Origin of the sequence: Pseudomonas sp. zfem004 (genome assembly GCF_032621715.1) — a bacterium.
Lineage (GTDB): Bacteria > Pseudomonadota > Gammaproteobacteria > Pseudomonadales > Pseudomonadaceae > Aquipseudomonas > Aquipseudomonas sichuanensis.
This window is the reverse complement of the sequence record NZ_JAVYJF010000007.1, coordinates 154,705-173,899: the sequence shown is the minus strand read 5'-3', so window position 1 is coordinate 173,899 and position 19,195 is coordinate 154,705. Positions and strand designations below refer to the sequence as shown.

Below are 19,195 nucleotides of genomic sequence, written 5' to 3'. Positions count from 1 at the left end.
CATGTCCCTGGTGCTGGAGCAGGTACGCCGCAGTGTCGACAACCAGTTGTGGATCGACGACGCCAGCCTGCGTTTCGAGCCCGGCTCGTTCAACGTGCTGCTGGGCCGCACCCTGGCCGGCAAGACCAGCCTGATGCGCCTGATGGCCGGCCTCGACCGCCCGGACAGCGGCCGCGTGCTGATGGACGGCGAGGACGTCACGGGACGCCCGGTGCGTCAGCGCAACGTATCGATGGTCTATCAACAGTTCATCAACTACCCCACGCTCACGGTGTTCGAGAACATCGCGTCGCCGTTGCGTCAGGCGCGCATGGCCGAACCGGACATACAGCGGCGTGTACGCGAAACGGCCGAGATGTTGCGTATCGCGCCCTTTCTCGGGCGCCTGCCGCTGGAACTGTCGGGTGGCCAGCAGCAGCGCACCGCCATGGCTCGGGCATTGGTCAAGGACGCTTCGCTGATCCTGTTCGACGAGCCATTGGTCAACCTCGACTACAAGCTGCGCGAGGGCCTGCGCCAAGAGCTGCGCAGCCTGTTCGCCGAGCGCAAGTGCATCGCCGTGTATGCCACCACCGAGCCCAACGAGGCGCTGGCCTTGGGGGGCACTACCACGCTGCTGCACGAGGGCCGGGTGATCCAGAGCGGCCGTACCACCGAGGTGTACCAGCGACCCGCCAGCGTGCTGGCCGCCGAGCTGTTCTGCGAGCCGCCGATCAACCTGGTGCCCGGGCGCATCGTCGGCAACGAGGTGAGCCTGGCCGGTGCCGTGCACTTTGCCCGCACGGCCGACCTGCGCGACCTGGCGGACGGCGAATATCGTTTCGGCATCCGCCCCGGCCACCTGGCCCTGGTGCCGTCGCGCGACGATGACCTGGAGCTGGCGGTGCTGGTGGAGCTGGCCGAGATCAGCGGCTCGGAAACCTTCCTGCATGTGCGCAACGAGCACTGGCGCATGACCCTGCACCTGCCGGGCGTGCACGAGTATCAGGTGGACACGCCGATCCGCGTGTTCATCCCCACCCACAAGCTGTTCATCTTCGACAGCGCCGACGCCCTGGTGCAGGCGCCGCGCCTGCGCGACGCGAGGAGCGCCTGATGGCCGAGATCCGCCTGCATCAGCTGGCCCACAGCTACAGTCGTTCGCCCGCAAGTGCCGACGACTACGCCTTGCATGAGCTGGAGCATGTGTGGGCCCAGGGCGGTGCCTATGCCTTGCTCGGGCCGTCCGGCTGCGGTAAGTCGACCTTGCTCAACATCATCTCCGGCCTGCTCGCGCCCTCCCATGGCGAGGTGCTGTTCGACGGCAAGGTGGTCAACGCCTTGACCCCGCAGCAGCGCAACATCGCCCAGGTGTTCCAGTTCCCGGTGGTGTACGACACCATGTCGGTGTTCGACAACCTGGCTTTCCCCCTGCGCAACCAGGGGTTGGACGAGGCGCGGGTACGTGCGCGGGTCGAGGAAATCGCCGAGGTGCTGGAGCTGACCGCGGTGCTGCACAAGCGCGCACGCAACCTCAGCGCCGACGAAAAACAGAAGGTCTCCATGGGCCGCGGGCTGGTGCGCGACGACGTGTCGGCGATCCTCTTCGACGAGCCGCTGACGGTGATCGACCCGCACCTGAAATGGAAGCTGCGACGCAAGCTCAAGCAGATCCACGAACAGTTCAACATCACCATGATCTACGTCACCCACGATCAGCTGGAGGCCTCGACCTTCGCCGACAAGATCGCGGTGATGCACGCCGGGCGCATCGTCCAGTTCGGCACCCCGCGCGAGCTGTTCGAACGGCCCCGGCATACCTTCGTCGGCTATTTCATCGGCAGCCCGGGGATGAACCTGATCGATGTGCGCGCCGAGGCCGACGGCGTGAGCTTTGGCGATGTGCATCTGGTATTGCACGAGGGGGTGCGTGAGCGCCTGGCGACGTCCGAAGGCGGGCGTTTGCAGGTGGGCATCCGACCGGAGTTCGTGCAGGTGTGGGAGCACCCCTTCGACAACGCGTTCGAAACGCGCGTGGTGGACGTGGAGGACCTGGGCACCTATCGCATCCTCACGCTGGTGCTGGCGGGGGTCACCCTCAAGGCGCGCCTGGGCGAGGACCGGGTGGTGCCCCATGGCCGGGCTTGGGTCAGCCTGCCGCCGCAATGGCTGATGCTCTACCTGGACGATCTGCTGGTGGAGGCCGAGGCATGAACAAGGTGCCGAACAACAAGGCCTGGTGGCTGGTGCTGCCGGTATTTTTGCTGGCGGCGTTCAGCGCCGTGATCCCGATGATGACCGTGGTCAACTACTCGGTGCAGGACATCTTCGACGCCTCCAACCGTTACTTCGTCGGCGCCGACTGGTACCGCCAGGTGCTGCGCGACCCGGCGCTGCATGATGCGCTGCTGCGCCAGTTCATCTATTCCGGGTGCGTGCTGGCCATCGAAATCCCGCTGGGCATCGCCATCGCCCTGACCATGCCGACCCGTGGGCGCATGGCGTCGGTGTGCCTGATCCTCATGGCCATCCCGTTGCTGATCCCGTGGAACGTGGTGGGCACCATCTGGCAGATCTTCGGCCGCGCCGACATCGGCCTGCTTGGCGCGACGCTGGCCAAGCTTGGGGTCAACTACAACTATGCCGGCGACCCGTTCGACGCCTGGGTCACGGTGCTGGTGATGGACGTCTGGCACTGGACTTCGCTGGTGGCGCTGCTGTGCTATTCGGGTTTGCGCGCCATCCCCGACGTGTACTACCAGGCCGCGCGTATCGACCGGGCATCGGGCTGGGCGGTGTTTCGCCATATCCAGCTGCCCAAGCTCAAGAATGTGCTGCTGATCGCGGTGATGCTGCGCTTCATGGACAGCTTCATGATCTACACCGAGCCGTTCGTGCTCACCGGCGGCGGGCCGGGCAACGCCACCACCTTCCTCAGCCAGACCCTCACGCGCATGGCGGTGGGGCAGTTCGACCTGGGGCCGGCGGCGGCGTTCTCGCTGGTGTACTTCCTGATCATCCTGCTGGTGTCGTGGCTGTTCTACACAGCCATGACCCACGCCGACAAGGAGTAGGCCATGAGCAAGCGCAAGACCCTGGTCCTGCTGTTGTACTTCTTCTTCCTGCTGGTGCCGATCTATTGGCTGCTGAACATGTCGTTCAAGAGCAACAGCGAGATCCTCGGTGGGCTGACCTTGTGGCCGCAGGTGTTCACCTTCGACAACTACCGGGTGATCTTCACCGATGCCAGCTGGTACAGCGGCTATATCAACTCGCTGTACTACGTGTGCCTGAACACGCTCATCTCGCTGACGGTGGCCTTGCCGGCGGCCTATGCCTTTTCGCGCTACCGCTTTCTGGGCGACCGGCACCTGTTCTTCTGGCTGCTGACCAACCGCATGGCGCCTCCGGCGGTGTTCCTGCTGCCGTTCTTTCAGCTGTATTCCTCGATTGGCCTGTTCGATACGCACATTGCCGTGGCACTGGCCCACTGCCTGTTCAACGTGCCACTGGCGGTGTGGATTCTGGAGGGTTTCATGAGCGGGGTGCCGAAGGAAATCGATGAAACCGCCTACATCGATGGGTACAGCTTCCCGCGGTTCTTCGTGAAGATCTTCATCCCGCTGATTGGTTCGGGGATCGGCGTAACGGCGTTCTTCTGCTTCATGTTCTCGTGGGTCGAGCTGCTGCTGGCGCGCACCCTCACTTCGGTGAACGCCAAGCCGATCGCGGCGGTGATGACCCGCACGGTGTCCGCCTCAGGTATCGACTGGGGTGTGCTGGCTGCCGCCGGGGTGCTGACCATCCTGCCGGGCATGCTGGTGATCTGGTTCGTGCGCAACCATGTGGCCAAGGGCTTTGCCCTGGGTCGGGTGTGAGGAGGGCGGATGATGGAGTGGATGGCCTGGACCCTGCCGACCGCGCTGTTCTTCTCGGCGATCGGCCTGGTGTTGATGTGCATGACCCTGTTCGAACTGCGTCGCCCGTGCCTGGAGCGTCGCGGTTTTCTGCCGATTGCCACGACCCGTGGCGATCGGCTGTTCATCGGCTTGCTGACCAGCGCCTACCTGCATCTGCTGGTGGTCGGGGTGAGCGACTGGCCGTTGTGGGTGGCCTCGCTGCTGTCGCTGGCGTGGCTGGTGGTGGTGCTGCGCTGGGGTTGAGCCTGGGGCGATGGATCCTTCTGCAATCTGGAGATCACAATGTTCGATAACGACAACAAACGGCGACATTTGACCCTGGCCGCGCTGCTGGTGCTGGGCGGCCTGCACGGCACGGCCTGGGCCGACCAGTACGAAGACGCGGCGAAAAAATGGATTGGCAGCGAGTTCAAGCCTTCGACCCTTACGCCGGAGCAGCAACTGGAAGAGCTCAAGTGGTTCATCAAGGCCGCCGAGCCGTTCCGTGGGATGAAGATCAACGTGGTGTCGGAAACCATCACCACCCACGAATATGAGTCCAAGGTGCTGGCCAAGGCCTTTACCGAGATCACCGGTATCCAGTTGACCCACGACCTGCTGCAGGAAGGCGATGTGGTGGAAAAGCTGCAGACGCAGATGCAGTCGGACAAGAACATCTATGACGGCTGGGTCAACGATTCCGATTTGATCGGTACGCACTTTCGCTATGGCAAGGTGGAATCCATCACCGACCTGATGGCCAATGAGGGCAAGAACTACACCTCGCCGACTTTGGACCTGAAGGACTTTATCGGGATCTCCTTCACCACCGCGCCAGACGGCAAGATCTACCAGTTGCCTGACCAGCAATTCGCCAACCTCTACTGGTTCCGCGCCGACTGGTTCGAGCGCCCGGACCTGAAAGCCAAGTTCAAGGAGAAGTACGGCTACGAGCTGGGTGTGCCGGTGAACTGGTCGGCCTACGAGGACATTGCCAAGTTCTTCAGCGAGGACGTCAAGGAGATCGACGGCAAGCGGGTCTATGGCCACATGGACTATGGCAAGAAGGACCCTTCGCTGGGTTGGCGTTTCACCGACGCCTGGTTCTCCATGGCCGGCGGTGGCGACAAGGGGCTGCCCAATGGCCTGCCGGTGGACGAGTGGGGCATTCGCGTGGAGGACTGCCACCCGGTGGGCTCCAGTGTGACCCGCGGCGGTGACACCAATGGCCCGGCGGCGGTGTTCGCCACGCAGAAGTACGTGGACTGGATGCGCGCCTACGCGCCCAAGGAAGCCCAGGGCATGACCTTCTCCGAGGCGGGGCCGGTGCCGGCCCAGGGCAACATCGCCCAGCAGATTTTCTGGTACACCGCCTTCACCGCCGACATGACCAAGCCTGGATTGCCGGTGGTCAACGCCGACGGCACGCCGAAGTGGCGCATGGCACCCTCGCCCAAGGGACCGTACTGGGAGGAGGGGATGAAGCTCGGTTACCAGGACACCGGCTCCTGGACCTTCTTCAAATCCACCCCTGAGAAACAGCGGCTGGCGGCCTGGCTGTATGCCCAGTTCGTCACCTCCAAGACCGTGTCGTTGAAGAAGACCGTGGTCGGCCTGACGCCGATCCGCGAGTCGGACATCAACTCCCAGGCCATGACCGACCTGGCGCCCAAGCTGGGCGGGCTGGTGGAGTTCTACCGGAGCCCGGCGCGGGTGCAGTGGACGCCGACCGGCACCAACGTGCCGGACTATCCGCGCCTGGCGCAGCTGTGGTGGAGCCATATCGCCGAGGTGGCCAGCGGCGAGAAGACGCCTCAAGAGGCGCTGGACGGCCTGGCGCGGGATCAGGACCGCATGATGGAGCGGCTGCAGCGCTCCAACGCCCAGGCCACCTGTGCGCCGAAGCTCAACCCCGAGAAGGATGCCCAGTACTGGTTCGACCAGCCGGGGGCGCCGAAGCCGAAGCTGGCCAACGAGAAGCCCAAGGGCGAAACGGTCAGCTACAACGAACTGCTCAAGTCGTGGGAGGCGGCGCGCAAGTGATCGGTTAGCTTCACGGGCCTCATCGCGGGGCAAGCCCGCTCCCACGCGACATCGGACTGCATCGCGTGGGAGCGGGCTTGCCCCGCGATGGGGTTCCTGCAAAAACGCCAGGCAAAAAAAACGGCACCTGCCAGAGGTGCCGTTTTCGCTTTACGCTAACTTACTTGTGCAGCTCTTCAGCGGCATACAGCGTGTTTTCCAGCAGGCATGCGCGGGTCATCGGGCCGACGCCGCCGGGTACCGGGGTGATCCAGCCAGCGCGGGGCAGGGCGGTCTCATAGACCACGTCGCCGACCAGCTTGCCGTCTTCCTGGCGGTTGATGCCGACATCGATGACGATCGCGCCTTCCTTGACCCACTCACCCTTGACCAGGCCCGGCTTGCCGGCGGCGACCACCAGCAGGTCGGCACGGCCGACGTGGCCGGCCAGGTCCTTGGTGAAGCGGTGGCAGACGGTGACGGTGCAGCCGGCCAGCAGCAGTTCCATGGCCATCGGGCGGCCGACGATGTTGGAAGCGCCGACGATGACCGCGTTCATGCCGTACAGGTCCTGGCCGGTGCTTTCCAGCAGGGTGATGATGCCCTTCGGGGTGCACGGGCGCAGCAGCGGGATGCGTTGCGCGAGGCGGCCGATGTTGTACGGGTGGAAACCGTCGACGTCCTTGTCCGGGCGAATACGCTCGAGCAGCAGCGAGGCGTCCAGGTGCGCGGGCAGCGGCAGTTGCAGCAGGATGCCATCGACGGCCGGGTCGTCGTTGAGGCGGTCGATCAGCTCGGTCAGGGCCTGTTGGGTGGTCTCGCTGGGCAGGTCGAAGGCCTGCGAGATGAAGCCGACTTCTTCGCAGTCCTTGCGCTTGTGCGAGACATAGACTTGGGAGGCCGGGTCGGTACCGACCAGGATCACTGCCAGGCCTGGCGTGCGCAGGCCCTGCTGGCGGCGCTCCGCGACACGTTGCGCGATCTGCTTGCGCAGGTTGGCGGCGATCGCCTTGCCATCGATAAGGTGTGCAGTCATAGACGCGTGATTAACCATCGAGAAGGAAACATGAAGAAGCGCGCATTCTCGCACGACACGGCGCAAGGGCAAAGGCGGGTGGTCGGGCAAATCCCCTAACCCCTTCAATAATTTAAATTTTTTTCAGAAACATGTTGACGACTTTGAGGGTCGGCTATAAGATTCGCCGCACTTGTCGGGCACTGCCTGGCACGGGTTGGCAAAGTCGGACGGAATAAGCGGTTTGTTGGCTTGTTAAGTCGGACTGAAAGCTTAAGCGCCCGTAGCTCAGCTGGATAGAGCATCCGCCTTCTAAGCGGATGGTCGCAGGTTCGAGTCCTGCCGGGTGCGCCATTAGGCCTGGGCAAGTAAGCAGTAGCGCAATATGGTGGGCGTAGCTCAGTTGGTAGAGCGCCGGATTGTGATTCCGGTTGTCGTGGGTTCGATTCCCATCGTCCACCCCAGATTCGGCAGAGGCGCCAGGATTGAATGATCAGGCGCCTTTGTTTTAAGCGTTTCATGCGGACGTGGTGAAATTGGTAGACACACTGGATTTAGGTTCCAGCGGCGCAAGCTGTAAGAGTTCGAGTCTCTTCGTCCGCACCATGTTTCTGTAAAGCTGTACCGCAACACTGCATTATGGTGGGCGTAGCTCAGTTGGTAGAGCGCCGGATTGTGATTCCGGTTGTCGTGGGTTCGATTCCCATCGTCCACCCCATATTTTATGAAGGCGCCTTGATCGTGAGATCGGGCGCCTTTGTTGTTTCTGCATTGCATGGTTTGTGACGCTCGAGTTCGCAGCGCCTGCAAGGCCCAGGCTGAGGGCTTTGCAATCATTGCTCGATTCCCCCTTGCAATCCTCTATTGATGCCCCAATAAAAGCTGTTAGATTTCAGCCGGTTGACCGTCCGGCCAAGATGCTGGCAGAGGAATACCGCAAATGATCGCAAAAGAAGCGCGCCAGGCCCTGGCGCTGCAACGTTTCGCCGAAGCCAATCCGCAACTGCTCGAGGAGATCCGCGAGCTGGATGCGCGCGAGCAGGCGCAACAGATCGAATGGGCGTTCGAGGATGCCGCCGATGAGCAGGGTATCCAGCCCTGGGAGTTGGCCCTGCAATTGATCGCTGAAACGCCGGAGCAGCTGCAGGCGATGCGCCTGGAAACCCACCGCGAGGTGGCTGAGGCGCTGGGGATGGAGTGGGAAGAATACTGCCAGTTCAACGAGATCGAGCCGCAATAAAAGGTGCGTTCGAGTTGGGCGGGGTTTGTTTGACAAGGTTTTACAATCGCGCGGCCTGAGACGGCCTGCGCGGGCAACGCTTAAACAGGGTCGACGCCATGGCGCTCGGGCCTTTCAAGGAAAACGACCGGCGTGGTCTGCCGACAATCCGGGTGGGGTGACTTCTGGTGCGTGAGTCACTAGAATGCTTGCCCTTGATTCTGGAGTCGGGCTATCGCCGGCTAACGTCTGTGCAACGAGGAATATCCATGCAAGTTTCTGTTGAAAACACTTCCGCTCTCGAGCGCCGCATGACCATCGCCGTTCCGGCCGAGCGCGTCGAGAACGAAGTCAACAAGCGTCTGCAGCAGACTGCCCGTCGCGCCAAGGTTGCAGGCTTCCGTCCTGGCAAGGTGCCGATGAGCGTCATTCGCCAGCGTTTCGAAGCCGATGCCCGTCAGGAAGCTTTCGGTGACCTGGTCCAGGCCTCCTTCTACGAAGCCATCGTCGAGCAGAAGCTGAACCCGGCCGGCGCTCCTGCCGTTGAGCCGAAGTCGTTCGAAAAGGGCAAGGATCTCGAGTTCGTCGCCATCTTCGAAGTCTTCCCTGAGTTCACCGTTTCGGGCCTGGAATCGATCAGCGTCGAGCGCCTGAGCGCCGAAGTGGCCGATACCGACCTGGACAAGATGCTGGACGTGCTGCGCAAGCAGAACACCCGTTTCGAGGCCGTCGAGCGCGCTGCGCAGAACGACGATCAAGTCAACATCGACTTCGTTGGCAAGATCGACGGTGAAGCCTTCGCCGGTGGTTCGGCCAAGGGCACTCAGCTGGTGCTGGGTTCCGGCCGCATGATCCCAGGCTTCGAAGAAGGCCTGGTCGGCGCCAAGGCCGGTGAAGAGCGCGTTGTCAACGTGACCTTCCCAGAGGACTACCAGAACCTCGACCTGGCTGGCAAAGCCGCCGAGTTCACCATCACCGTCAACAGCGTTTCGGCACCACAACTGCCAGAGCTGAACGAAGAGTTCTTCGCTCAATTCGGTATCAAAGAGTCGACCCTGGAAGGCTTCCGCACCGAAGTTCGCAAGAACATGGAGCGTGAACTGCGTCAGGCCACCAAGACCAAGGTCAAGAACCAGGTCATGGACGGTCTGCTGGCCGCCAACCCGATCGAAGTGCCAAAAGCCCTGCTGGAAAACGAAGTCAACCGTCTTCGCGTGCAGGCTGTCCAGCAGTTCGGTGGCAACATCAAGCCAGACCAACTGCCGGCCGAGCTGTTCGAAGAGCAAGCCAAGCGCCGCGTGGTGCTGGGCCTGATCGTCGCCGAAGTGGTCAAGCAGTTCGACCTGAAGCCAGACGACGCCAAAGTGCGTGAAATGATCGAAGAAATGGCTTCGGCCTACCAGGAACCAGAGCAGGTTATCGCCTGGTACTACAAGAACGACCAGCAACTGAACGAAGTGCGTTCGGTTGTACTGGAAGAACAAGTTGTAGATACTGTCCTGCAGAAAGCGACTGTGACCGACAAGTCGGTCTCGTACGAAGAAGCTGTTAAGCCAGTACAGGCTCAAGCCGACGCTGAGTAACAGGCTACTCTCGTAGGAAACCCCCACAAGCCAGCCTTCGCGCTGGCTTGTGCGTATTCAAGCCATGACTATTTGGGAGTGAGTGCAGGACATGTCCCGCAATTCTTATATTCAGCAGAGCTCTGACATCCAGGCCGCAGGCGGCCTGGTCCCGATGGTTATCGAGCAGTCCGCCCGTGGCGAACGCGCCTATGACATCTACTCGCGCCTCTTGAAGGAGCGGGTGATCTTCCTGGTCGGCCCCGTAGAAGACTACATGGCCAACCTGGTGGTGGCGCAGCTGCTGTTCCTGGAAGCGGAAAACCCGGACAAGGATATCCATCTGTACATCAACTCGCCGGGTGGTTCGGTGACTGCCGGCATGTCGATCTACGACACCATGCAGTTCATCAAGCCGGACGTTTCGACCATCTGCATCGGCCAGGCCTGCAGCATGGGCGCCTTCCTGCTGGCGGCCGGTGCCGCTGGCAAGCGCCACTGCCTGCCGAACTCGCGCGTGATGATTCACCAGCCGCTCGGCGGCTTCCAGGGCCAGGCGACCGATATCGAGATCCACGCCCAGGAAATCCTCAACATCAAGGCGCGCCTGAACGATCTGCTGGCCCATCACACCGGCCAGTCGCTCGAGACCATCAAGCGCGATACCGAGCGTGACAACTTCATGAGCGCTGCGCGCGCGGCCGAGTATGGCCTGATCGACTCGGTCTACGACAAGCGGCAACTGGCATCCTGAAGCAATGCGCCAGAGCGGTCGGGTACGAAGTGTGCCCGACCGCGGACTTGAAAAAGCCTGCGATTGCCTTCATCTTGTGTTTCAAGCCTACCGGATTGGATCGATCGAATGACTGACACCCGTAACGGCGAGGACAACGGCAAATTGCTCTATTGCTCCTTCTGCGGCAAAAGCCAGCACGAAGTGCGCAAGTTGATTGCCGGCCCCTCGGTATTTATCTGCGACGAGTGCGTCGACCTGTGCAACGACATCATCCGTGAGGAGGTGCAGGAAGCCCAGGCCGAGAGCAACGCGCACAAGTTACCCTCGCCGAAAGAAATCAGCGGCATCCTGGACCAATACGTCATTGGTCAGGAGCGCGCCAAGAAGGTGCTTGCCGTAGCGGTGTACAACCACTACAAGCGCCTGAACCAGCGTGACAAGAAGGGCGACGAAGTCGAACTCGGCAAAAGCAACATCCTGCTGATCGGGCCAACCGGCTCGGGCAAGACGCTGCTGGCCGAAACCCTCGCGCGCCTGCTCAACGTGCCGTTCACCATTGCTGACGCCACCACCCTGACCGAAGCCGGTTATGTGGGTGAGGACGTCGAGAACATCATTCAGAAACTGCTGCAAAAGTGCGACTACGACGTGGAAAAGGCCCAGATGGGCATCGTCTACATCGACGAGATCGACAAGATCTCGCGCAAGTCGGACAACCCGTCCATTACCCGCGATGTCTCGGGTGAGGGCGTGCAGCAGGCACTGCTGAAACTGATCGAAGGCACTGTCGCTTCCGTGCCGCCGCAAGGTGGTCGCAAGCATCCGCAACAGGAATTCCTGCAGGTTGATACCCGCAATATCCTGTTCATCTGCGGTGGTGCTTTCTCTGGCCTGGAAAAGGTCATCCAGAACCGCTCCACCAAAGGTGGTATCGGTTTCAGTGCAGAAGTACGCAGCAAGGAAGAAGGCAAGAAAGTCGGCGAGTCTCTGCGAGAGGTCGAGCCGGACGATCTGGTCAAGTTTGGTCTGATCCCCGAGTTCGTCGGTCGTCTGCCGGTGCTGGCGACGCTGGACGAGCTGGACGAAGCTGCACTGATGCAGATCCTGACCGAGCCTAAGAACGCGCTGACCAAGCAATACGCCAAGCTGTTCGAAATGGAAAGCGTCGACCTCGAGTTCCGCAGCGATGCACTCAAGGCCGTTGCCCGCAAGGCGCTGGAACGCAAGACCGGTGCCCGCGGCCTGCGTTCGATCCTGGAAGGCGTGCTGCTCGACACCATGTACGAGATTCCTTCGCAGAAGGAAGTCAGCAAGGTGGTGATCGACGAAAGCGTCATCGAGGGTAGTTCGAAGCCGCTGCTGATCTACGAAAACAGCGAGCCGCAAGCCAAGGCCGCCCCCGACGCCTGATCGGGCAAGGGGCAGCGTGCAGAAAGGGGCCTTCGGGCCCCTTTTTGCATTTCCTGGTATCGGCGCTTGTAATTTCAAAGGGCTGCCCCCACATTAGCTCCAAGCACCATTTCCAACGGTTTCCGGCCACAAGGCCGCTGTAGAGGCGAAATCATGAAGACCACCCTCGACTTGCCTCTTTTGCCATTGCGCGACGTTGTCGTCTATCCGCACATGGTCATCCCACTGTTCGTGGGGCGTGAGAAGTCCATCGAAGCCCTCGAGGCAGCGATGACGGGCGAAAAGCAGATCCTCCTGCTGGCCCAGAAAAACCCTGCCGACGATGATCCGGGTGAGGATGCCCTGTACCGCGTCGGTACCGTCGCCACCGTGCTGCAACTGCTCAAGCTGCCCGATGGCACCGTCAAGGTGCTGGTCGAGGGCGAGCAGCGCGGTTCGGTCGAGCGCTTCAATGAAGTCGACGGTCACATCCGTGCCGAAGTCAGCCTGATCGACGAAGTGGAGGCCGCCGAGCGCGAGTCCGAAGTCTTCGTGCGCACCTTGCTGTCGCAGTTCGAACAGTACGTCCAGCTGGGCAAGAAGGTCCCGGCCGAAGTGCTGTCTTCACTCAACAGCATCGAAGAGCCGGGCCGCCTGGTCGACACCATGGCTGCGCACATGGCCTTGAAGATCGAGCAGAAGCAGGAAATCCTCGAGATTGTCGAGCTGCAGGCCCGTGTCGAACACGTGCTGGCGCTGCTGGATGCCGAGATCGACCTGTTGCAGGTCGAGAAGCGCATCCGTGGCCGGGTCAAGAAACAGATGGAGCGCAGCCAGCGCGAGTACTACCTGAATGAGCAGATGAAGGCCATTCAGAAGGAGCTCGGCGATGGCGACGAAGGTCACAACGAAGTCGAAGAGCTGAAAAAGCGCATCGAGGCCGCCGGCCTGCCGAAAGACGCCCTGACCAAGGCCCAGGCCGAGCTCAACAAGCTCAAGCAGATGTCGCCGATGTCTGCTGAAGCCACCGTGGTGCGTTCGTACCTGGACTGGCTGGTGCAGGTGCCGTGGAAGGCCCAGAGCAAGGTGCGCCTGGACCTGGCCAAGGCCGAAGAGATCCTCGATGCCGACCACTATGGCCTGGAAGAGGTCAAGGAACGCATTCTCGAGTATCTCGCCGTGCAGAAGCGGGTGAAGAAGATTCGCGGTCCGGTGCTGTGCCTGGTCGGCCCGCCTGGCGTGGGCAAGACCTCGCTGGCCGAGTCGATCGCCGCCGCCACCAATCGCAAGTTCGTGCGCATGGCCCTCGGTGGCGTGCGTGACGAAGCAGAAATCCGCGGTCACCGTCGTACCTACATTGGTTCGATGCCGGGCCGCTTGATCCAGAAAATGACCAAGGTGGGCGTGCGCAACCCGCTGTTCCTGCTCGACGAAATCGACAAGATGGGCAGCGACATGCGTGGCGACCCGGCGTCGGCACTGCTGGAAGTGCTCGACCCGGAGCAGAACCACAACTTCAACGATCACTACCTGGAGGTCGACTACGACCTGTCGGACGTGATGTTCCTGTGCACCTCGAACTCGATGAACATCCCGCCGGCGCTGCTGGACCGCATGGAAGTCATCCGTCTGCCGGGTTACACCGAGGACGAGAAGATCAACATCGCGGTCAAGTACCTGGTGCCCAAGCAGGTCAAGGCCAATGGATTGAAGAAGGATGAGCTGGAGGTCGATGTTTCGGCGATCCGCGACATCATTCGCTACTACACCCGCGAAGCCGGCGTGCGGGGCCTGGAGCGGCAGATCGCCAAGGTGTGCCGCAAGGTGGTCAAGGAGCACACCGGTCAGAAGCAGGTCAAGGTCAAGGTTACCGGCGAGCAGCTCGAGCAACTGCTGGGCGTGAAGAAATTCCGCTATGGCCTCGCCGAGCAGCAGGACCAGATCGGCCAGGTCACCGGCCTTGCATGGACCCAGGTGGGCGGTGAGTTGCTGACCATCGAAGCCGTGGTCATCCCCGGCAAGGGCCAGCTGATCAAGACCGGTTCGCTGGGCGACGTCATGGTCGAGTCGATCACCGCTGCGCAGACCGTGGTGCGAAGCCGTGCCGCAAGCCTGGGGATCGCTGCAGACTTCCATGAAAAGCGCGACGTTCACATCCATATGCCCGAAGGTGCCACACCCAAGGATGGTCCGAGCGCAGGCATCGGCATGTGCACCGCATTGGTCTCGGCATTGACCCAGATCCCGGTGCGCGCAGATGTCGCGATGACCGGCGAGATCACCCTGCGTGGCCAGGTCCTGGCCATTGGTGGCCTCAAGGAAAAACTGCTGGCGGCACACCGTGGCGGGATCAAGACGGTGATCATTCCCGAGGAGAATGTTCGCGACTTGAAGGAAATTCCGGAAAATATCAAACAGGATCTTCAGATCAAACCGGTCAAATGGATTGACGAAGTCCTCCAAATTGCGCTGCAATACGCCCCGGAGCCCTTGCCAGATGTGGCTCCGGAGATTGTCGCCAAAGATGACAAGCGCGACAGCGATGCTAAGGAAAGAATCAGCACGCATTAGTAAGTATTTCGCTGGGGGGCTTTGGTTGACAGCTTTTTCGGGCCCTTGCTATAAAGCGGCACGCCATTGTCAACAGGCCACCCAGCGCTCGTTACACACGCTTTTCATTACATACTTAGAAACAAACTCAATAGAGAAATAAGGGGACTTAGAGTGAACAAGTCGGAACTGATTGACGCTATCGCCGCATCCGCTGACATCCCGAAAGCTGTTGCCGGCCGCGCGCTGGACGCAGTAATTGACTCCGTGACCGGTGCCCTGAAAGCAGGCGACGACGTCGTTCTGGTTGGCTTCGGTACCTTCTCGGTCAAAGAGCGCGCCGAGCGCACCGGCCGTAACCCGCAAACCGGCAAGGCGATCAAGATCGCTGCCGCCAAGGTTCCAGGCTTCAAGGCTGGTAAAGGCCTGAAAGACGCCGTCAACTAAGTCGTCTCTTTCAGCCGGCCCAGGTTTCGGCCAGGGTCGACCGCGTGACGGGCGGGTTCGCAAACGTTCCCGCTGGTACGCAAGCTTCGAAAAGGGCGCATCCACTGGATGCGCCTTTTTTCTATCAGGATTCTACCCACGCTCCGCGGTTGTCGACGCAGTGGTACAGCCGTTTCTGGGGGACGCATGCTGCAGAATATCAGGGACAATTCACAAGGTTGGATTGCCAAGACCATTATCGGCCTCATCGTCGTGCTGATGGCATTGACCGGTTTCGAGGCCATCTTCCAGGCTGCTACCCACAGCCAGGACGCCGCCAAGGTAAACGGCCAGACCATCAGCCAGAACGAGCTGAGCCAGGCCGTGGACATGCAGCGCCGCCAGCTGATGCAACAGCTGGGCAAGGACTTCGACCCTGCGCTGCTGGACGAAAAGATGCTGCGCGAGGCGGCGCTCAAGGGGCTGATCGATCGCAAACTGCTGTTGCAGGGCGCCGAGGATGCCAAGTTCGCTTTCTCCGAAGCTGCACTGGACCAACTGATCCTGCAGACGCCTGAGTTCCAGGTCGATGGCAAGTTCAGTGCCGAGCGTTTCGACTCGGTCATCCGCCAGATGGGCTACGGCCGCATGCAGTTCCGCGAGATGCTCGCCCAGGAAATGCTCATCGGCCAGCTGCGCACCGGCCTTGCCGGCAGCAGCTTCGTCACCGACAAGCAGGTTGAGGCGTTCGCCCGCCTGGAGAAGCAGACCCGCGATTTCGCCGCCCTGACCTTCAAGGCCGACCCGGCTGCGGTCAAGGTCAGCGACGACGAGGTGAAGGCTCACTACGACCAGCACGCCAAGGAATTCATGACCCCCGACCAGGTGGTCATTGATTACATCGAGCTGAAGAAGTCGGCCTTCTTCGACCAGGTCAAGGTCAACGACGACGAACTCAAGGCGTTGTACGACAAGGAAATCGCCAACCTGGGCGAGCAGCGCCATGCCGCGCACATCCTTATCGAAGTCAACGACAAGGCCAACGATGCCCAGGCCAAGGCCCGCATCGAAGAAATCCAGCAGCGCCTGAACAAGGGTGAGGATTTCGCCAAGCTGGCCAAGGAGTTCTCTCAGGACCCAGGCTCTGCCAGCACCGGCGGTGACCTTGGCTTTGCAGGCCCTGGCGTGTACGACCCGGCCTTCGAGCAAGCGCTGTACAAGCTGAACAAGGATCAGGTTTCCGACCCGGTACGTACCGAGTTTGGCTACCACCTGATCAAGCTGCTGGGCGTCGAAGCACCGGATGTCCCCAGCTTCGCCAGCCTGAAGGACAAGCTGACCCGCGAGCTGAAAACCCAGCAAGTGGAACAGCGCTTCGTCGAAGCCACCAAGCAGCTTGAGGATGCCGCGTTCGAAGCCTCCGACCTGGCTCAGCCGGCTCAGGACCTCGGCCTGAAAGTGCATACCTCCGCGCCATTCGGCCGTGAAGGTGGCGAGGGCATTACCGCCAATCGTGCGGTGATCCAGGCCGCCTTCAGTGAAGAAGTGCTGGAGGAAGGTGCCAACAGCAATGGCGTCGAACTGGACCCGGAGACCGTGGTCGTACTGCGCGTCAAGGAACATCGCAAGCCTGAGCAAATGCCGCTGGAGGCCGTGGCCAAGAACATCAGCGAGCATCTGGCCAAGGAGAAGGCGACTGCCGAACTCAAGGGCAAGGCTGACAAGCTGATTGCCGGCCTGCGTGACGGTTCGATCAAGGCCGCAAGCCAGAGCTGGAAAGTCCAGGAAGCTGCTACCCGCGGCCAGGACGGCATCGACCCTGCCGAGCTGCAGGCGGTATTCCGCCTGGGCAAGCCGGCGTCCAAGGACCAGCCGGTGTACGGCAGTGTGGTGCTGGGCGACGGCAGCCTGGTGGTGTTGCAGCTCAAGGGTGTCAACGAAGGCGCTGCCGCCACCGACGAGGAGAAGGCGCAGATCCGTCGCTACCTCGCTTCGCGTGCCGGTTCGCAAGACTTCGCGGCCTACCGCAAATGGCTGGAAAGCAGTGCCGACATCACTCGCTACTAAGTGATGCAGCAATCACGAAACAGGCCGCGTATGCGGCCTGTTTCGTTTCTGCTGCAGGGGCCTCTAACGGCGCACCCCCTCGTGGCTGTCCAGCGTATCCCGGGCAACCTCGCGCCCCAGTGCGATCAGTTCAGGCGCCTTGTAGAACTCGAAGAACCGGCATACCCGTTTGGGTACGTTGATCAGCACATCCGGCGGATAACCGGCGATCTTGTATTGCGCCAGTGACGTCTGCATCACCTCGAAGCTCTGGTTGATCAGGTCGAGCAGCGAAGCGGGGCCGACGTTATCGATGATGACCGAGCCGGTCGCGGACTTTGGCGCGCCTTCGGTCTCGGGCGCCGCGGCAGGCTGCTGGCCCTGTGGCCCGGCGCTTTCGCCCAGCCAGGGGTTGGCCGGGGTCAGGCCGTCAGCGGTGATTTCCTGTTCGATGCGCATCAGCTCCTCAGCGGGTTTGCGGCGAAACGGCAGGTGCGAGCCGAGCGAGCTGATCAGTGAGTCGAAGCGCATCTTGAAGGCTGCCGGGCGTTCGATTACCGGCAACTGGTACTGCTTCTGGTTGGTGGCGTTGAGGTTGACGGCAATGATCAGGTCGCAGTGGCTGGACACCACCGGGACGATCGGCAGCGGGTTGAGGATGCCGCCATCGACCAGCATGCGATTGCCCTGGACGACAGGGGTGAACAGGCTGGGGATTGCCGCCGAGGCGCGCATCGCTTGATGCAGGCAGCCTTCCTGGAACCAGATCTCTTGCTGGTTGGTAAGGTCGGTGGCCACCGCCGTGTAGGGGATGCGCAGTTGCTCGATGTTGATTTCGCCAACGATCTTGCGTATCTGCCCGAACACCTTGTCGCCACGGATTGCCCCCAGGCGAAAGCTGACATCCACCAGCCGCAGCACGTCCAGGTAGTCCAGGCTTTCGATCCAGCTGCGGTATTCGTCGAGCTTGCCGGCCGCGTAGATGCCCCCGATCACCGCCCCCATGGAGCACCCTGCAATACAGGCGATTTCATAGCCGCGTCGCTCGATTTCTTCGATCACGCCGATGTGCGCGTACCCCCGGGCACCGCCCGAGCCGAGCACCAATGCCACGCGTTTGCTCATGGTCTTCCCCCTGCGTATTGTGCACCACGGCCCAACAATGCACCCATTGTTGCCTGTGCTTCAATGTAGCCCGCACTGGGCTACGCTGAGCAGGCAACTTTCTGCTCGCTGTGCCGTCGAACGACCACTTTTTCACCTTTGAGGTAACACCGATGAAAGCCTGGATCACCCTTCCTCTGATTGTCCTGGCCTTGGCCGGTTGCGCGGGCAAGACGGCCTATCGCGACAGTTGCGGGACCCAGCTCGATGCTGCGTGGAAGGAACTGGACCTGGCCAAGGCCGAAGGCTTCGCCGGTACTGTCAGCTATTCCAAGGCACTGTCACTGCTGACCGGGGCCAAGACCCAGCAGCAGTTCGAAGCGTTCGAAGGTTGTACCCGCAAAGCCGAGAAGGCGCGTTTCTATATTCGTGAGTCCCGCGCCGGGCGTTGACCGAGGAGCGCGCCATGTCCGCCATGCTCGACCATGTGGTTATCCAGGTACTGACGCTGCAGGTAAGGCTGCTGGCCTGCCGTGAGCGGCTGGACGCCGATACCGATAGCGAGGCTTTGCATGACCTGCGCATCGCCCTGCGGCGCCTGCGCAGCCTCATGCGCCCGCTGCGTGGCTTGCCGGGGGTGGAGCAGCTGGGCGATGCGGCGCAGTCGCTGGGTACCTTGACCACGCCGCTGCGTGACCGCGAGGTGCTGGCGGCGCAGCTCATCCAGCGCGGGCATTTGCAGGCCGGGCAGCGCCGCCTGGAGGGCAGGGCGCGTACGTTCGCCAGCGTGGCGCGAAGCCCCCAGCTTGCGCGCGTACTGGCGATTCTCGACGTGTTCCCGTTGTTCCTGCGTGCGGCCGACCGTGAAGGGCTGGTGCAGCGGCTGGAGCGGCGTGTCGACAGGCGCCTGGTCAAGCAGTGGCGTACCTTGGCGCAGGCGCTGGAAGACCCGGCCCACGACCGGCATCGCTTGCGCTTGTTGATAAAGCGCGTGCGCTACGGTGACGAGGCTTACCCGCAGCTCGACCATGCCGGCAAGCAGATGCAAAGGCTGTTGAAGAAAGCCCAGGGCGACCTGGGCGACTGGCATGACCGTTTTCAATGGTTGCTGCAGGTGCGTGAGCACAGCGACCTGGCAGGCTGCAAGGTGGCCTGGGAGCACGAACTGCATGCCGCCGAACGCACCTCAGATAGCACCCTCGAGGTGTTGCGCAAGGCCGTGGCGCGCCGATAGCCCGGCAAATGACC

At 61.7% G+C, this 19,195-nt stretch carries 17 protein-coding genes and 4 tRNA genes; 19 read left to right on the top strand and 2 right to left on the bottom strand.

Features of this window, described 5'->3' with window-relative positions:
- Nucleotide 1: 1 nt before the first annotated feature.
- Genes RTH46_RS10150 through RTH46_RS10125 form a run of 6 tightly spaced genes read left to right on the top strand, consistent with a single transcriptional unit; the run spans nucleotide 2 to nucleotide 5,921 of the window.
- A complete protein-coding gene (locus tag RTH46_RS10150) occupies nucleotides 2-1,096 on the top strand; it encodes an ABC transporter ATP-binding protein (protein WP_153789120.1) in 1,095 nt (364 codons plus the stop codon).
- Nucleotides 1,096-2,193 (top strand): ABC transporter ATP-binding protein, encoded by a 1,098-nt coding sequence (locus tag RTH46_RS10145; protein WP_316905594.1) that lies wholly within the window; start codon nucleotides 1,096-1,098, stop codon nucleotides 2,191-2,193. Before RTH46_RS10150 ends, RTH46_RS10145 begins: the two co-directional genes overlap by 1 nt.
- Nucleotides 2,190-3,053, top strand: coding sequence for a sugar ABC transporter permease (locus tag RTH46_RS10140; RefSeq protein WP_316905593.1), 864 nt, complete (start codon nucleotides 2,190-2,192; stop codon nucleotides 3,051-3,053). The genes RTH46_RS10145 and RTH46_RS10140 overlap by 4 nt, the downstream gene beginning before the upstream one ends.
- A 3-nt stretch (nucleotides 3,054-3,056) precedes the next feature.
- Complete coding sequence (locus tag RTH46_RS10135) at nucleotides 3,057-3,857, top strand: carbohydrate ABC transporter permease (RefSeq protein WP_153789123.1); 801 nt, start codon at nucleotides 3,057-3,059, stop codon at nucleotides 3,855-3,857.
- Between the two features lie 12 nt (nucleotides 3,858-3,869).
- Nucleotides 3,870-4,142 carry a DUF2160 domain-containing protein gene (locus RTH46_RS10130; RefSeq protein WP_279845966.1) on the top strand — a complete coding sequence of 91 codons (273 nt, stop codon included), beginning with the start codon at nucleotides 3,870-3,872 and terminating at the stop codon, nucleotides 4,140-4,142.
- 39 nt (nucleotides 4,143-4,181) lie between these two features.
- On the top strand, nucleotides 4,182-5,921 hold the full coding sequence (locus RTH46_RS10125; RefSeq protein ID WP_153789124.1) for an ABC transporter substrate-binding protein: 1,740 nt from the start codon (nucleotides 4,182-4,184) through the stop codon (nucleotides 5,919-5,921).
- Nucleotides 5,922-6,081: 160 nt separating this feature from the next.
- Here the strand turns inward: RTH46_RS10125 and folD are convergent, their stop codons facing one another.
- Nucleotides 6,082-6,936, bottom strand: a complete 855-nt coding sequence (folD, locus tag RTH46_RS10120; RefSeq protein WP_110994358.1) for a bifunctional methylenetetrahydrofolate dehydrogenase/methenyltetrahydrofolate cyclohydrolase FolD — start codon at nucleotides 6,934-6,936, stop codon at nucleotides 6,082-6,084.
- 256 nt (nucleotides 6,937-7,192) lie between these two features.
- Here folD and RTH46_RS10115 point away from each other — a divergent pair.
- The 11 genes from RTH46_RS10115 (at nucleotide 7,193) to RTH46_RS10065 (ending at nucleotide 16,864) form a co-directional block, all read left to right on the top strand.
- Nucleotides 7,193-7,269: transfer RNA gene (locus RTH46_RS10115), tRNA-Arg, on the top strand.
- A 34-nt stretch (nucleotides 7,270-7,303) separates the two neighbouring features.
- A tRNA-His gene (locus RTH46_RS10110) sits at nucleotides 7,304-7,379 on the top strand.
- A gap of 57 nt (nucleotides 7,380-7,436) precedes the next feature.
- Nucleotides 7,437-7,521: transfer RNA gene (locus RTH46_RS10105), tRNA-Leu, on the top strand.
- Between the two features lie 36 nt (nucleotides 7,522-7,557).
- Nucleotides 7,558-7,633: transfer RNA gene (locus RTH46_RS10100), tRNA-His, on the top strand.
- Between the two features lie 222 nt (nucleotides 7,634-7,855).
- Entirely contained in the window at nucleotides 7,856-8,155 is a 300-nt protein-coding gene (locus tag RTH46_RS10095) for a DUF6388 family protein (RefSeq protein WP_153785885.1), read from the top strand.
- 248 nt (nucleotides 8,156-8,403) lie between these two features.
- Entirely contained in the window at nucleotides 8,404-9,717 is a 1,314-nt protein-coding gene (gene tig / locus RTH46_RS10090) for a trigger factor (RefSeq protein ID WP_153785886.1), read from the top strand.
- 91 nt (nucleotides 9,718-9,808) lie between these two features.
- A complete protein-coding gene (gene clpP, locus RTH46_RS10085; RefSeq protein WP_153785887.1) occupies nucleotides 9,809-10,450 on the top strand; it encodes an ATP-dependent Clp endopeptidase proteolytic subunit ClpP in 642 nt (213 codons plus the stop codon).
- 108 nt (nucleotides 10,451-10,558) lie between these two features.
- Entirely contained in the window at nucleotides 10,559-11,842 is a 1,284-nt protein-coding gene (gene clpX / locus RTH46_RS10080) for an ATP-dependent Clp protease ATP-binding subunit ClpX (protein WP_153785888.1), read from the top strand.
- 153 nt (nucleotides 11,843-11,995) lie between these two features.
- A complete protein-coding gene (gene lon, locus RTH46_RS10075; protein WP_153785889.1) occupies nucleotides 11,996-14,392 on the top strand; it encodes an endopeptidase La in 2,397 nt (798 codons plus the stop codon).
- Between the two features lie 153 nt (nucleotides 14,393-14,545).
- Nucleotides 14,546-14,818 (top strand): nucleoid-associated protein HU-beta, encoded by a 273-nt coding sequence (gene hupB / locus RTH46_RS10070; protein WP_054892387.1) that lies wholly within the window; start codon nucleotides 14,546-14,548, stop codon nucleotides 14,816-14,818.
- Nucleotides 14,819-15,004: 186 nt separating this feature from the next.
- Nucleotides 15,005-16,864, top strand: coding sequence for a SurA N-terminal domain-containing protein (locus RTH46_RS10065; protein WP_153785890.1), 1,860 nt, complete (start codon nucleotides 15,005-15,007; stop codon nucleotides 16,862-16,864).
- A 63-nt stretch (nucleotides 16,865-16,927) separates the two neighbouring features.
- Here the strand turns inward: RTH46_RS10065 and RTH46_RS10060 are convergent, their stop codons facing one another.
- The gene (locus RTH46_RS10060; RefSeq protein WP_279845891.1) at nucleotides 16,928-17,968 is read right to left on the bottom strand and encodes a patatin-like phospholipase family protein; all 1,041 of its coding nucleotides are present in this window, start codon (nucleotides 17,966-17,968) and stop codon (nucleotides 16,928-16,930) included.
- A gap of 152 nt (nucleotides 17,969-18,120) precedes the next feature.
- Between RTH46_RS10060 and RTH46_RS10055 the strand changes: the two genes are divergently transcribed.
- Together RTH46_RS10055 and RTH46_RS10050 are read left to right on the top strand one after the other, a co-directional pair.
- Entirely contained in the window at nucleotides 18,121-18,399 is a 279-nt protein-coding gene (locus tag RTH46_RS10055) for a hypothetical protein (protein WP_125463469.1), read from the top strand.
- Nucleotides 18,400-18,413: 14 nt separating this feature from the next.
- Complete coding sequence (locus RTH46_RS10050; RefSeq protein ID WP_316905592.1) at nucleotides 18,414-19,181, top strand: CHAD domain-containing protein; 768 nt, start codon at nucleotides 18,414-18,416, stop codon at nucleotides 19,179-19,181.
- The last annotated feature ends 14 nt before the right edge of the window (nucleotides 19,182-19,195 follow it).